The sequence below is a fragment of the Njordella calcicola genome (assembly GCF_056494125.1).
Genome location: NZ_CM151396.1, coordinates 1,091,222 through 1,104,680, shown reverse-complemented (window position 1 = coordinate 1,104,680; position 13,459 = coordinate 1,091,222). Strand labels below are relative to the sequence as shown.

The 13,459-nt window shown below is 52.3% G+C and carries 14 protein-coding genes; 6 read left to right on the top strand and 8 right to left on the bottom strand.

What is annotated here, in order from left to right; translation table 11 throughout:
• The first annotated feature begins 198 nt into the window (after window positions 1-198).
• Window positions 199-702: a hypothetical protein gene (locus SH302x_RS04240; protein ID WP_479367501.1), complete on the top strand. Its 504-nt coding sequence runs from the start codon at window positions 199-201 to the stop codon at window positions 700-702.
• Here the strand turns inward: SH302x_RS04240 and SH302x_RS04235 are convergent.
• Both SH302x_RS04235 and SH302x_RS04230 read right to left on the bottom strand, forming a co-directional pair.
• Window positions 699-1,085 (bottom strand): DUF3127 domain-containing protein, encoded by a 387-nt coding sequence (locus tag SH302x_RS04235; protein ID WP_479367500.1) that lies wholly within the window; start codon window positions 1,083-1,085, stop codon window positions 699-701. The genes SH302x_RS04240 and SH302x_RS04235 overlap by 4 nt on opposite strands.
• A 140-nt stretch (window positions 1,086-1,225) precedes the next feature.
• Window positions 1,226-1,732 carry a GNAT family N-acetyltransferase gene (locus SH302x_RS04230; protein ID WP_479367499.1) on the bottom strand — a complete coding sequence of 169 codons (507 nt, stop codon included), beginning with the start codon at window positions 1,730-1,732 and terminating at the stop codon, window positions 1,226-1,228.
• 288 nt (window positions 1,733-2,020) lie between these two features.
• On the opposite strand from SH302x_RS04230, the gene SH302x_RS04225 reads away from it, so the two are divergent.
• The gene (locus tag SH302x_RS04225) at window positions 2,021-3,913 is read left to right on the top strand and encodes a sulfurtransferase (RefSeq protein WP_479367498.1); all 1,893 of its coding nucleotides are present in this window, start codon (window positions 2,021-2,023) and stop codon (window positions 3,911-3,913) included.
• Window positions 3,910-4,512: a dTMP kinase gene (gene tmk / locus SH302x_RS04220; RefSeq protein WP_479367497.1), complete on the top strand. Its 603-nt coding sequence runs from the start codon at window positions 3,910-3,912 to the stop codon at window positions 4,510-4,512. The genes SH302x_RS04225 and tmk overlap by 4 nt, the downstream gene beginning before the upstream one ends.
• Before the next feature lie 75 nt (window positions 4,513-4,587).
• Here tmk and SH302x_RS04215 read toward each other — a convergent pair whose 3' ends face one another.
• On the bottom strand, window positions 4,588-5,253 hold the full coding sequence (locus tag SH302x_RS04215) for a tetratricopeptide repeat protein (RefSeq protein ID WP_479367496.1): 666 nt from the start codon (window positions 5,251-5,253) through the stop codon (window positions 4,588-4,590).
• Window positions 5,254-5,394: 141 nt separating this feature from the next.
• Between SH302x_RS04215 and SH302x_RS04210 the strand changes: the two genes are divergently transcribed.
• Window positions 5,395-6,612 carry a hypothetical protein gene (locus SH302x_RS04210; RefSeq protein WP_479367495.1) on the top strand — a complete coding sequence of 406 codons (1,218 nt, stop codon included), beginning with the start codon at window positions 5,395-5,397 and terminating at the stop codon, window positions 6,610-6,612.
• Window positions 6,564-7,847, top strand: a complete 1,284-nt coding sequence (locus SH302x_RS04205; RefSeq protein ID WP_479367494.1) for an amidohydrolase family protein — start codon at window positions 6,564-6,566, stop codon at window positions 7,845-7,847. The genes SH302x_RS04210 and SH302x_RS04205 overlap by 49 nt, the downstream gene beginning before the upstream one ends.
• Before the next feature lie 9 nt (window positions 7,848-7,856).
• On the opposite strand, the gene SH302x_RS04200 is transcribed toward SH302x_RS04205, so the two are convergent.
• A complete protein-coding gene (locus SH302x_RS04200) occupies window positions 7,857-8,837 on the bottom strand; it encodes a hypothetical protein (RefSeq protein WP_479367493.1) in 981 nt (326 codons plus the stop codon).
• 223 nt (window positions 8,838-9,060) lie between these two features.
• Between SH302x_RS04200 and SH302x_RS04195 the strand changes: the two genes are divergently transcribed.
• Complete coding sequence (locus SH302x_RS04195) at window positions 9,061-9,396, top strand: co-chaperone GroES (RefSeq protein WP_479367492.1); 336 nt, start codon at window positions 9,061-9,063, stop codon at window positions 9,394-9,396.
• Window positions 9,397-9,445: 49 nt separating this feature from the next.
• Here the strand turns inward: SH302x_RS04195 and SH302x_RS04190 are convergent, their stop codons facing one another.
• The 4 genes from SH302x_RS04190 to SH302x_RS04175 form a co-directional block, all read right to left on the bottom strand.
• Window positions 9,446-10,222, bottom strand: a complete 777-nt coding sequence (locus tag SH302x_RS04190) for a hypothetical protein (protein WP_479367491.1) — start codon at window positions 10,220-10,222, stop codon at window positions 9,446-9,448.
• A gap of 105 nt (window positions 10,223-10,327) precedes the next feature.
• On the bottom strand, window positions 10,328-11,041 hold the full coding sequence (locus SH302x_RS04185) for a response regulator (protein WP_479367490.1): 714 nt from the start codon (window positions 11,039-11,041) through the stop codon (window positions 10,328-10,330).
• Window positions 11,028-11,714, bottom strand: coding sequence for a phosphate signaling complex protein PhoU (gene phoU / locus SH302x_RS04180; RefSeq protein WP_479367489.1), 687 nt, complete (start codon window positions 11,712-11,714; stop codon window positions 11,028-11,030). Before phoU ends, SH302x_RS04185 begins: the two co-directional genes overlap by 14 nt.
• A gap of 160 nt (window positions 11,715-11,874) precedes the next feature.
• Window positions 11,875-13,404 (bottom strand): ATP-binding protein, encoded by a 1,530-nt coding sequence (locus SH302x_RS04175; RefSeq protein ID WP_479367488.1) that lies wholly within the window; start codon window positions 13,402-13,404, stop codon window positions 11,875-11,877.
• Window positions 13,405-13,459: the final 55 nt, after the last annotated feature.

Below are 13,459 nucleotides of genomic sequence, written 5' to 3'. Positions count from 1 at the left end.
ATAATTTGGGGCTTTCTGACTGCAAACTTCCTGTGCTCAGGAAATTACACACGTCAGCCCTTGGACGATCGGCATAATCGGAAGTTCCAGCAGAATACGAACTTTTTCGTCACTGCTGGTCGCGCCATGGCATGTTGAGTACCATTACAACGTGCGCCAACACTGGCTCGCTAGACTCCTATTGACGCCCTTTCTGCCGTGATGATCGCCAACCAACTGCACGAATACCGTTTTGCGATCCTTTGGCACTCAATGCCCAGCGAGATGACGGCTGGCTCTGAAGGCGAATCGCTGCTTCCGCGAAAAACAGCTCTAGCCGCCATCCCTCCCAAAGCAGCCCGCGTAAGCCATTTCGACCTCATGTTGCAGTTCGGCGACGACCTGCGGACTTGGGAACTATTGCGTTTGCCCATGGAAGGCGAGCAAAGCATGATCCGTCGCCTGCCTGACCACCGACTTGAATACCTTGACTATGAAGGCCCTTTGACCCAAAACCGCGGGCATGTCATCGGCTGGGAACGCGGCAAAGTCATCTGGAATCTTGCTGGCGAAGAACGCATGGAAACGCTGCTGTTCGGACCACGTTTAACAGCGAAACTGATCCTGGAAACACATGCCGCCAACGATCCGCTTCAAAGCCAACCGCTTCCAACGCCAGAACACTGGTTGCTGACGGCGGAAATTTGGCAACTGCAAGATTAGAACGGTACGTTCTCACCGTCGTCGTAGCTGGCACTGTCCAAATCCGCGTTAGGATCTAGCTTGGCACTCTTGGCCGCGCTACCCGAATTACCACCCGCTCGCGAAAAAGACATCGCTTCAGCCGACAGGAAGTATTTCACTTCGCTTTGCGGATCCTTTTGCCACTTGCGCCCGGTCAGTCGATACTGGACGGTGATTTCTTCGCCTACCGACAAGCCGTCGACCTGGTCACAACCGTCTTGAATAAACTCCAGTGGTATGTAATTGACGAAACGACCATTGTCTTGCTCGATAACCACCAAACGCTTACGAAAGCCTTTGGCTCCGAAAGATTTGGTTTCTTCGATTAGATGCACAATGCCGGTTATTTTGGAGTCACTCATCAACAGAATCCAATCAGAAAAGCCGTTTGCAGGCGGTGTCCTAAAATGCTGGTTGAAAAGGCTCTTTGTAGTATCAAAACCGGCAGTTTACAACCACTGTTACCCAGCTTACGACCACTGCTGCCCAGCCGCTTGCAGCCTCACAATTCATCGTCGGGCAACTCGTTGTACATTTCATCGCGAGTTTTCAACTGAAAGAACAACGCTCGCTTTTGGTCGGGCAGCGAATAATCGAACCCCAAACTGCGAAACATACTTTCCGAAGCACTGATGGCCATGACTTCCAATACGCCTCGTTCGCGAGCACGATCCACACACAATTTGACCAGCTTTGAACCTAAGCCTTGGCCCTGAAAATCGTCCCGGACCGCTAGACATTGGACTTCAGCCAGCTTGCGTGAGTAAATCTCCACTGCCGCAAATCCAACGATTTCGTATTCGCCGGTCGGCTTGTCGACCACTGCCACAAAACCGTTACCCAATAAGCCAACCATTTCTGATCGCGATCGCTTGAGCAGTTTCCGCGCTACGACGTACGGCCGTAGCAGCGCCAAAACACCGCTTAAATCATCCAACGCGGCTGGCCGAAGATCGATCGAGGCCGCTTGCTCCTGCATCCCACTTTTGAGAGTATCTCGCTCGTCCAATCACAAAGCCTCGCTTACCGAAATCGCACACTGGTCTGTCTTAATGGCCCATGCAGCCATTGCATTTGGCATCTAATCCGTTAGCCACTCGCTTTAAACTAGCAGACGGATGCTGATTCGAACAGAACCTGCTTGATCAGGAATTCCAAGATCGCACTTTGTCAGTTCGACCAAAATCAAATATCTTACGTGATAGATAGAAATCCACCTTGCGAACACAACTGGTGCAGAGCCCACTGGCTGGTTTCATTTGTACTTCTGACACCTTCCGCATAACGACTGATCAAAGTGACGACCTGCGACCAAACTTCGGATGCTCCAACGAGCACTTTCGATATCCTCAACATTTCTGCGTACAAGTTTGTGCGCCTGGAAGATTTGCCACTGTTGCGGCAGGAACTGAAGGCGTTGGCTGTCGCACATCGACTCAAGGGCACGATTCTACTGGCCAGTGAAGGCATCAACCTGTTTGTCGCAGGACCAGAACGCGACGTGCGGCCCTTCCTGGACACGCTGCAAGCCGACCCGCGTTTCGCGAATTTGCCGATCAAGGAGAGTTGGAGCGAGGCGCAACCGTTCAATCGCATGCTGGTAAAACTGAAAAAGGAGATCATTTCCTTTGGCGTCGACGAAGTAGATCCCGTGGTCAAAACCAGCCAAAAGATCTCCGCCGCAGAACTGAAGCAGTGGCTGGATGAAGGACGCGAAATCCTGCTGCTGGATACGCGAAACACCTACGAAGTCGAACTGGGAACCTTCAACCAAGCGGTTGACCTGCAAATTCAAAACTTTCGTGAGTTCCCAGAGCGAGTTCGCCAACTGCCACCGGAGACCCGAAACAAGCCGATGGTCATGTTCTGTACGGGAGGCATTCGCTGCGAAAAAGCTGGCCCATTTGTCGAACAAGCTGGTTTTCAAGAGGTCTATCAATTGGACGGCGGAATCTTGCGTTACTTTGAGGAATGCGGCGAAGCTCACTACCGTGGCGATTGCTTTGTCTTTGACGATCGCGTTGCGGTCAAACCCGATTTGGCTCCATCGGGAGCCGTGCTGTGCTATGCTTGCCAGCATGTTCTGACCCAGGAAGATATGGATTGCCCGCAGTATCAACCACCCCACTCCTGCCCGTTCTGCTTCCAGTCGGAAGAAGCGAAAAAACAGCAGACGATTGCCAAACGCCACGCGTTGTTTGCCGCTTTGGACCAGCAACAACCGGGCTGCAAACCGTACCTAAACCTTCGGCCAATTCATATTCCTCGCAAGTCTGCTGGCCAATCATTGCTCCAGTGCCTGCTGGAGATGTTTCCGCAATTCGACCAAGACCACTGGGTCCGGGAAGCCGAAGCTGGACTGCTGCGACTTCCCGTCCGATTGCCTCGACACAATATCGTAGTCGCCAGCGAACTGGCCCTCTCCGGCGAAGTTGCTTCGCTGGATCAGATCATGAACGAAGGCCAACGCATCAATCATTTGGAAAAGAATTGCAGCGAACCGCCGGTCAACACGAACATCCAAATCCTGGACGAAGATGAGGTGCTGGTCATCGTCAACAAGCCTGCGGGTCTGCCTTCGCATGCCAGCGGTCGCTTCAATCGCAACACGCTGGAACACTTCTTGAATTTGGCTTATGCCCCAGAGAAGATCCGGTTGATCCACCGACTGGACGCCAATACCAGCGGCGTGATGGTGCTAGTCCGGCGACATGCGGTGGCGAAAAGACTTCAGGATCAATTTGTGTCTGGCACCGTCCAGAAACGCTATTTGGCTCGCGTGCACGGGCACCCCGAGCAGTCTCGATTTTCTTGTAACGCCCCCATAGCGCGCCAGTGTGAATCGGGCGGTGCTCGCCAGATCGATGCCGTCGATGGCTTGCCAGCACAAACTGATTTCGAGGTGGTCGAGCGCTTTGCAGACGGTACCAGTTTGTTGAATGTCTGGCCCAAAACAGGTCGCACCAATCAGATCCGTTGCCACCTGTGGCATTTGGGACTGCCAATCGTCAATGATCCGGCTTACCAGCCTGACGGGCAACTTGCCAGCAATTGCACCCTAGCTCCAGAAGCTTCCGAAATGTGCTTACACGCCGCTGAAATCGAGTTCCAACATCCGACGAAAAACCAGACTTGCCGGTGGGTTGCTCCATCGCCGAACTGGTGCCAATCCCCAGATGGAAAATCATGAAGTTCATCAGTTTTGACGGCATCGATGGCAGCGGCAAGTCGACGCAACTGCAACTCTTTGCGGACTACCTCACGGCTTCTGGGATAGAGGTCGCTTGTTTTCGCGATCCGGGCACCACGCGCTTGGGTGAAGCGATCCGTGACATACTGCTGCATCGAGAAGACATCCCGCTGGCGATGACTGCCGAAATGTTGCTGTATATGGCCGCTCGGGCGCAGTTGGTCCGTGAGCAAATCAAGCCCGCTTTAGCCGCTGGCAAAGTCGTTTTGTGTGATCGCTTTCTCCTGGCCAATGTGGTCTATCAAGGGCATGGCGGTGGCATGGATCCGCAAACGATCTGGCAAGTTGGACATGTCGCCACCGAAGGTTTAGAACCCGATTTCACCTTCGTCTTTGACGTTGACCTTGGCACTGCGATGCAGCGAGTCGGCTCCAACCAAGATCGCCTTGAGAAACGCGGTCAGGAGTTCTTCGAACGCCTCCGCCAGGGCTACCTCACTGAGGTATCGGAACTGACCCACTACCTGATTGTTGATGCCACCGCACCGATAGAACAGATTCACGAGAAAGTCTGCGAGACCGCAAAGGCTTGGCTGTAAAGAGCCAGCCTACTGGCAGCCGGCCGGCCCACTTCGGCTCTCGCTGCTCTAATACACTCGATCGCAGGCAGTCGCTTAAATGATCTCGCGGAGCGAATCTTCTAGTTTGCGAATCTGCAAATGGACGGGTTCCAGGTCTGGATACACCGCAATGGCTTGTCGGAAGTAATCCAACGCCATACGTGGTTGCTCTATTTCCAAATAACATTGTCCCAGACCGACATACGCCATGTACTCGAATTCATTGAGTTCTAAAGCTCGCTCGCAGTCGGCGATCGCCGGTTCAATCTCTCCGTTGGCATAATATGCAAGGGCTCGCTGGCAATACGCCTCTGGAAGGTTGGGCTGCATGAATACCAGTTTATCAGCGGTATCAATCGCCGCGTCAAAGTCCTCAACACCCAATTTGGCCACGATTTTGTCGAGTAAAGTTTTCCCGATCGGGGAGGTCGTCCGTGCCCAAATCGCTTTCATCGAATCGTCCGCAATCATGCGTACAGCTCGATCGTTGTCGCATAACAATTTGCCTAAAACGGATATCGTTCGGCGGTCACCCAAGATCCCAATAGCTAACGCAGTAGCCCTTCGTACCGCGGCATCAACCGAGCCCGTCAATCGCACGAGTGTGTTTACGCCGTAACGCAAAGCAACATCTCGGACGAAGCGTGCTGAATCGCCGTCGCTGAGGTATACTTGGTAACAATTCAGGATGTGGGGCGGTCGATGGGATCGCTGCACCATAAAACTCACAAGCGGTTAAGCATTCGTAGAAGCATGTCATCGTTGCGTGAGGCGGCTTGCAGAGCTTACCGGCCATCCTTGCATATCCATCCGCTCATCCTTAAGCTCGACTCAGTCTAGTTACCACGCCTACGTCAGACAATGTATCGAACAAAATGCTTACCGTTTTTTTCGCTGGTATACACCGCTGTGCTAGCAAAGCGATGCGTCGTTTTGTCGTTTTTTGTACTGGTTTTGCCTCTGTCAAGTCCGTTGCTCTTTGCGCAGTTTACCTATCCTTATGCAAACCAAGCCTTTGAGTCGAACTATAAAAAGCTCCAAAAAAATTTCCAACAATTACTTCGCGGCGTGACATTGCGTTCCGCTGTTGCGCAATTAAGCGAGACTTCCGGCGTAACCATCTGGCTGGACCGTCGTATCGATGCTGAACAACTGGTAGATCTATCTATCCAGGATCAGAGTTATCATGAAGCACTTGAGACACTGAGCACTTCATGCCAGCTAAGCCAGACTTGGGTTGGCGCTATACCTTATTTATGTCGGCCCGAGAACTTGCCAAACGTCGAGTTGTGCTACTGGACACTGGCAACCCAAGCCAAAGGCAGGCTTGTTTCGACGTCCACCGCGGCCTGGGCTTGGGACAGCACAATAGAACCGCGTAGCCTTGTAATGCAACTTGCGCAACGGCAAAACATTGCAGTTAACGGCTTGGAGAAAATCGAGCATGACCTATGGTCGCCACGCCGATTACGATCCGCAGACACAGCGACCCATTTCGGACTGCTGCTGGCCGGTTTCGATTTGACTTTGATCGTTCAACAAGACAACGTTTGGCAATTAGAATCCGTTACCGAAGATGCTGGCCAAGTCGTATTTCCGTACGAAAAAAAGCTGATCAACTCGATTCCGATTCCGCAACATTCGGCCTGGCAAAACAAATGGAGATCTACAACCGAGATCCGTGAAAGCGGGACCAATCAATGGCTCAAAGGCCCAGTCGCCGCACATCGTGAGTTATTTATCAGCTCGCTTTCATTGCCGCCCATGCCACCCAATAACGCCGCTGGGACGCAGCAAGTTCAGCTAGACTCCCGAGCATCGCAAGCCGCACTACGAAGCTTGGAACAAACTCGCTTTACTACGCATCTGCGGGGCAGGCTGATCGATATCTTTCCAACCTTAATGCAACAATTGAAACTACACTGGATTCCATCGGAGCTAACCAAAGAACTAGGCGAAAGATTTATCGACGTAGAAGCCAAGAACTTAGACATTGACCAATTGTTAAAAGCGTTGTCCGATGGAGCCGAATGCAACATCACGAGAAATCGCCTGCAGGTTTCAATCAGTTCAAAATGAATTACAACCATTGCCCAATCGCTCAATGTCGTTTCAGTTCGATGCACCAACCGTTAGTAGGCATATTGGTTTTATGCGTCTGGGTCATTGGTGGGACTAGTGCTTTCGCGCAAGAGCTCGGCAACACCGACAGCCCGCCGGACATATCGATCACACAGTTCACGCCGCAGTCAAGACTGATGACACCGCGTACACCGATCGTAGCGGCGCGTTTCCCTGCCGTCGATGTACACACTCACTTGATGTATCGCACGCGTCATGATCCCGACGCGCTCAAACACCTCGTGGCAATGCTGGACGCAAACAATGTAGCTGTTTGCGTTTCACTGGACGGAAAACTTGGCGATCAACTGGAGCGTCATCTAGAGTACTTATGGACGGACTATCACGATCGGTTTGTTGTATTTGGGCAAATTGATTTTCGTGGAGCAGGGGCCACCGACAATCCTGCGTCTTGGGCCTGCAATCAACCTGACTTTGTAAGAAATACTTGCGAGCAGATGAAGCTTGCTCATCAACGCGGCGTCAGCGGTTTAAAATTCTTTAAACAGTTTGGCTTGGAGTATCCCGCTACCGACGGCAGTTTGCTGCGAATCGATGACCAACGTTGGGATGAGATTTGGAAGTTATGCGGCGAGTTGAATTGGCCAGTCATCATGCATACGGCGGATCCGAGCGCCTTCTTCTTGCCGATTGACTCCACCAATGAGCGAGCTGAAGAACTACTGCGACATCCAGACTGGAGCTACTATGGGAAGGATGTACCTTCACGAGACGAACTGCATCTGGCTCGCAATCGCGTGATCGCTCGGTTTCCGAAGACGACTTTTATTGCTGCGCATATGGGCAACGACGCAGAGGACTTACAGCAAACGGCCCAATGGCTGGACATGTACCCAAATATGGTAGTCGAGTTTGCTTCGCGCATCAGCGAACTGGGACGGCAACCTTATTCAGCGCATGCGTTCCTGATCAAGTACCAAGATCGCGTCCTGTTTGGCACCGATGGTCCTTGGCCTGCTCAACGGTTGAATGCTTACTGGAGATTCTTGGAAAGCAAAGACGAATGGTTTGCTTATTCAGAAAAGCAACCGCCGCCACAAGGTGCATGGAACATTTTTGGGGTTGGTCTGCCCGACGAGGTCTTAAAGAAGATCTATTATCAAAACGCCGCCCGCATCATCCCCGGGGTTGCTGAGCGGTTAGCAAAATCGCCAAGGGCGTTCAAAAATTAAAGCAAGTTTTCAGTCGCGACGGAAGTTTCCGCACACACCAAGGCCTCGCCCAAGTTGTGAACTGCAGACAAGTTTGGCCGTTGCAAACATCCATAAGGTCGCTTTGGGAACGTGCGTAAAACAATCTGCAAGCTCTTTGCGAATGAAATCCAAATCGCAAGGCTGATTCAGTTGATTCTGTTCACGATAGATCACTGGCCAAACGGCAGCCCACGCGCGTCGAATCCACAGATTGGAATTGGATTTGGTGCCCGCTAAAAAGCTTTTATGCAATGGGGCAAGGCGTTCGACCGAATCAGCCCACGGACCCGCAGTGACAACCGCTGTACCGGGTAAAGCCTTTGGCAACAAATGTGGCTCCGCACTCATCAGCGCCGTGAGCACAGCTTCTTCGACATCCAGCACACTGGGACGCTGCGTTTCAAAGGGCTCTTCAAAGCTCAACACAACCCAATCGGCGTCGACAAACTTTACGGTCCAAGCATTGTCTTTCCACTGGGCGATTGTTTGCTTCTCCATGGTGTTGGAACTCTGCATGGACTGGGCACTCATGGTGCGACGTTGCCTGACCGCTTCGCGTCGCAGCAGTTCCCCCCAATCGCCGGCCGTTATGGTCGCCGTCAAGCGAAACTCGCCAGTTTGCAGCCCGATAGCTTGCAGCCAGACTTCTTGGCTTTCAATAGCCGTTGGCGATTCATTTCGAAACGCATAGGTATCTTGATCGGGAAACGCCCATTCCAACTGCTGGGCTGGAACAAGCTTCAAAATATGCAGCAAGTGGTGTTCTTGAGCGAACTCCCAGGCTCGCTGAGCCGCCGCAAGCTGCTGATCTGGCTCGCGACTTTGGCTGATTGTATCGATATCGTTGATCAAGGGTTTGACGAGGCGGGCCGATGGGCTACCGACCGATAACGTTAATGCTTGCAGCCAGTTTTCTTGGAAGCTTTTGCCGACTGGAGTTTTTGCGTTCGAATTGATTTTTGCAGACACTGATACCGAAATTCTAGCTAGATGATGGAACCGAAGAAAACAAATAAGCGGGGGGGCCAAACGGCTAACTTAGCAGAAATCCGGTATCGTCGCACGTGCAAGTCGGGCTTGAAATTGGCAAGCGATTCTTAAAAATGGCAAACTCTGCGATAGCCAGCAGTTTTCGTAACACTTAGACTAAGCTTCCTTTTGTTCCCAATCCGCAGGCCCACAGTTTTCATCAATGGCAGCCAAAAAGTCCAAAACCTTTGAATATGTCGAACCGATCGGCCCACGTGTTTTGGTTTTAAAAGACGAACCCAAACGCGAAACCAAAGGTGGAATCGCTTTGCCCGACGCTGCGGAAATCCCCACGATCACCGGACGCATCGTGACGATCAGCAAAAAAGTCGAACACGACGAAGATATGCCGCTGCGTCAGTACGACAAAATTTTGTTCCACCCCAAGAACGCCATCCCGGTCGATTTGGAACAAGACAACCAATTGTTCGTTATCCCTGTAGAAGATGTCGTGGCCGTCTTTCGTCGCGATCCACCGACGACTGGGGAAGCCGAATGATCGGCCTACCCGCTCCCAATCGCCCGACCATGAAGTCGCTAGCGGCAAACTAAGTCGTTAGAGGCAGTGGGCTAGCAGCAAATAACTGGTAATGCTGATGCAGCAGATCATCGCTGATTGGTTGCGAACATACCAGCAGACGCAAGCGAGCGCGGCGGATGACCCCTTTTTCCATAAAGCGATCAAACAGCCTTAAGATTGCGACCCCGGTCACATCCGCTTGGTCACTTCCACGAATGCTGAAGTCACTGTCGCTTTGATCCAGCGGATGAACCAAAACGGCAATCGCAGGCTGGATCTGCGTTGGCTGCGCGACAACCGCGGCAATACTTGCTCCGTCGGATTCAGCCGTCGCCAAAGGCACAAGCTGCTGGTCCAAATCCTGCCAGACTTGAATCGCATCGACCGAGTCGTGGAAGATGGGAAACAATTCCACGTCCAACTGGGGATGGCTGTCGAGGGTAAATGTGTAATTGCTGATCCACTGTTCTACCAGCAACACCCGCGTTTGTTGGTCATGTTGAGCGAAGACTGGTAAGGTCGACTCCAATTCACCGCCGCCGAACACGCGGTACTGCAATTGGACATTGAATGGGCGATGTGATGTTTGCGGATAAATGACAATCAGATCGTCGATACGTTCGTAGCAATCTTGCAAACGAACACGGTTCGAATCAGCGAAAGTCACGCCCAAGAGCGGGCGGATCGAACCTTGAAATTCATCGCTATGGATGGTCAGGCCTAATTCGGGAGATTCAAGCTGGAGCGTCCCGCCAAAGCCTTCTACGGTAAACTTCGCAAATTGATCTTCTAGCTTCCAAACCATCACTTGACTCGCTTTGACAAAACCCTATTTCGCCGGATCGGCGCGACGGTCTTAAGGATAACCTGAAGTCCTGTTTTCGTCAGCTACAGCTCAATGGGACGATGTTTATCTTTCGGAAGCTTCACTTTCCAACGCTTCTTTGAACCGGTAGCCCACTCCACGAACGGTTTCAATTAGATCTGCGTAAGCGTCCAACTTGCGCCTCAGCGCGCGAATGTGGACGTCGATGGTTCGTTCTAATACGAATGTATCCTCGCCAAGTGCTGAGTCGATCAGCTCCGTGCGGTCAAACGCCCGGCCTGGTTGCCGCATCAAGGTATCCAGCAATCGAAATTCGCTTTTGGTGAGATCGAGGTTTTCGCCGTTGACCATCGCACGATAACGACGTCGATCGACAGTGATCGGCCCACGGGCTACCACGTCAGGATTGGTATCGGCATCGTCGCTGCGACGGCGTTCCAAGGCCTTGAGGCGTTCTAGCAGAACTTTGACGCTGAACGGTTTTACCACGTAGTCATCAGCGCCAACGGAGTAACCGACCAACTGGTCCGCCTCTTCCGATTTGGCAGTTAGCATAATGATGATCGCTTTGGCCGTATCGGGATTGGATCGCAACCGTCGACAAACCTCTAGCCCGTCGATGACAGGCAACATCACATCCAAGAGAATAATATCGGGCAGCTTGAGCTTGGCTTGGTCCAACCCATCACCACCATCGCTAGCTCGCGTGATCTCGTATCCCGACTTGCGAAGATTGTATTCCAAGATCTCCGCTAGCGAACGATCATCTTCAACGATTAAGACTCTACTCTTGGGCATTCAATGATTCTTCAGACAGGGTTCGACGGTGCCGCACGATATCACCATCGGTCATGTAGATCACATCTTCAGCAATGCTGGTGGCATGATCTGCAATCTGTTCAAGGTGTCGTGATGCGGAAAAACAATGCAGGGCTTCAGAGACTTTTTGATTCGATCGTTGAATCGCTTCCTCGATCGCGTGGATGACTTTGACATTGAGCTGGTCGACGCGGTCGTCGGTCGCTAACACGTGGTACGCCAGTGCAGCGTCCGAGTTGATGAAAGCATTTAAGCTCTCTTTCACCATGCCTCGCACTAGTTCGGCCATTGGTGCCACGTCTTCTGGAATTTCAAATCCCGATTGCAACTCCAGCGATCGCGTTCGCTGGGCCACGTTGCAAGCAAGATCGGCCATTTGCTCTAATTCGTTATTGATCTTCATCATCATGGTGATGCGTCGCAAGTCCGCGGCCACCGGTTGATGCAATGCCAACATGGTCAAGCAGTTTTCCTCGATCTGAACCTCGCGACGATCTACATGCGAGTCGCTTGCAATCACTTGATCTGCCTTTGCTCGGTCTTTGCTCATCAGCGCTAGGACGGCTTGATCAATCATCTGCTCAACCGATCCCGACAATTGGATCAGTTGCAGATAAGCGTTTTGTAAATCTTTTTGGAAATGACCTGCCACTTTGTATTATTCTCCTGAGCCAAGCTCCCGCGTGCCTTGCACCTGCCGAAAGCGGCCATGCAAACGAAGTTCATAAGATGGCTCAAAACGAGCCGACACTGTAATCATAACGTGTTAAGAAACCGTTAAGAAAATGTTAAGGTTCAAAAAGGCTAGCTCTTTATCGCTCGTCCAAGACGGCTAGGCCAGCCGCGTGCGCGGTGCCAGCCTGTGGACCTTGGAATGTTCGGAGCGTCACGTCGAAACGGGAGCCTTCCCCCAGCTTGCTGGCCAATTGAATCGTGCCGCCCATCTGCAACACCAAATGCTTGACGATCGCCAGCCCTAAACCAGTCCCGCCAGCATCGATGCTCCTCGCCTTGTCCACACGGTAAAAGCGTTCGAAAACTCGGTCGTGAAGATCGGGGGCGATACCGACGCCATTGTCGATGACCGAAAGCAAAATCCGATCGGCGGACACCGTGATTTCGACGCGAACAAACCCGCGTTTGGTGTTGTAGCGAATTGCGTTGCTTACCAAGTTATTCGCAATAGCGCGCAGGCCTTCCTCGGTGCCAAAAACAAACGCCGACTCCACCGTCGGCGACCACTGCAAATCAATCTCGCGGGCGGTTGCGATTGGCAGATGCTCAGCCAACACTTCGTCAACGATTTGAATCAAATCAACTTTCCCCAGCAGCACATGCTCCGGTTCGGCGTCCAATTTGGCTAATTGCAGCAGGTCATGAATCAAAGCGCTCAACCGGTCGGCCTGCTTGGCAATCCCCTCCACAAACCTTCGATTCGCTTCTGGATCATCGATGGCATCGCCATCCAAAAGCGTTTCGGCATAAGCTTGAATGGCTGCCAGCGGCGTTTTCAGTTCATGCGACACGTTGGCGGTAAAGTCACGGCGCATCGACTCCAGCTTCGTCAACCGCGTCACGTCACTGACCAGTACCATGACGCCGCAATCATCCGCCGCATCGCCTTGAGATTTTGGATCCGCCAGCGGCGAAACGCGTAGACGCAGCAACCGACCTTGCCCGGTCCCCATCGGCAGTACCGACTCGGCCGCTTTCTTGCTGGCATGCGCCGACTGAACCAATTCCAGCACTTGCGGCTGACGAATCAGTTCCACTAAAGGCTTTCCCAAACGCACAGGACCGTTGACATCCAGCAGTTCCCGAGCGGCATCGTTGATCAACAGCAACTCCAGATCCGAATCCAAAGCGATGATGCCTTCACGCATCCCACGCAGCGCATCGGCAGTCCTTAATCGCTCGTCCAATAACTGTTGATAGCGAAATTCAAGCTGGTGGATGCCCTTGGTCAGTTTCTCGTGCAAGCCATCTATCGAGCGGTTTTGCGTTGCCGCTCCCCCGCTGATCGAACCTAATTTTGGAATCGGCTGTGTGCCGCGGCGTTTCGAGATCTCTTCGGCCCAGAGAACATATTTGCGTAAATCCAGCACAATGCGTCGCTGAAAAAAATGGTAGAATGCAAACAGCGCAACAACTCCCACCACACCCAGCACCAGCAACAAACCGATCGTCGCCCCGTCGTGCAGCCGAATTTGGCTTCGCAATAACCGTCCAGAAGCAATGGGCCGAGTCCAAAGATAACTGCACACCAGAGCACTTGCGACCGTCGCGATCCAGCCAACGATGATCCAATTACGGATTTGACGAAGCGGTGCGTAGTAGTTCATAGATCCCAAAACAATGGCCATAACCCCGAAGCTTGCAGGCGATAGAATGCCGTCA

What these genes read in the sequence shown, in the direction of transcription:
- SH302x_RS04195 (WP_479367492.1), top strand. Translation starts at nt 9,061, where the DNA reads ATGGCAGCCAAAAAGTCCAAAACCTTTGAATATGTCGAACCGATCGGC.
- SH302x_RS04205 (WP_479367494.1), top strand. Translation starts at nt 6,564, where the DNA reads ATGCAACATCACGAGAAATCGCCTGCAGGTTTCAATCAGTTCAAAATG.
- SH302x_RS04235 (WP_479367500.1), bottom strand. Translation starts at nt 1,085, where the DNA reads ATGAGTGACTCCAAAATAACCGGCATTGTGCATCTAATCGAAGAAACC.
- tmk (WP_479367497.1), top strand. Translation starts at nt 3,910, where the DNA reads ATGAAGTTCATCAGTTTTGACGGCATCGATGGCAGCGGCAAGTCGACG.
- SH302x_RS04210 (WP_479367495.1), top strand. Translation starts at nt 5,395, where the DNA reads ATGTATCGAACAAAATGCTTACCGTTTTTTTCGCTGGTATACACCGCT.
- SH302x_RS04185 (WP_479367490.1), bottom strand. Translation starts at nt 11,041, where the DNA reads ATGCCCAAGAGTAGAGTCTTAATCGTTGAAGATGATCGTTCGCTAGCG.
- SH302x_RS04190 (WP_479367491.1), bottom strand. Translation starts at nt 10,222, where the DNA reads ATGGTTTGGAAGCTAGAAGATCAATTTGCGAAGTTTACCGTAGAAGGC.
- SH302x_RS04175 (WP_479367488.1), bottom strand. Translation starts at nt 13,404, where the DNA reads ATGAACTACTACGCACCGCTTCGTCAAATCCGTAATTGGATCATCGTT.
- SH302x_RS04215 (WP_479367496.1), bottom strand. Translation starts at nt 5,253, where the DNA reads ATGGTGCAGCGATCCCATCGACCGCCCCACATCCTGAATTGTTACCAA.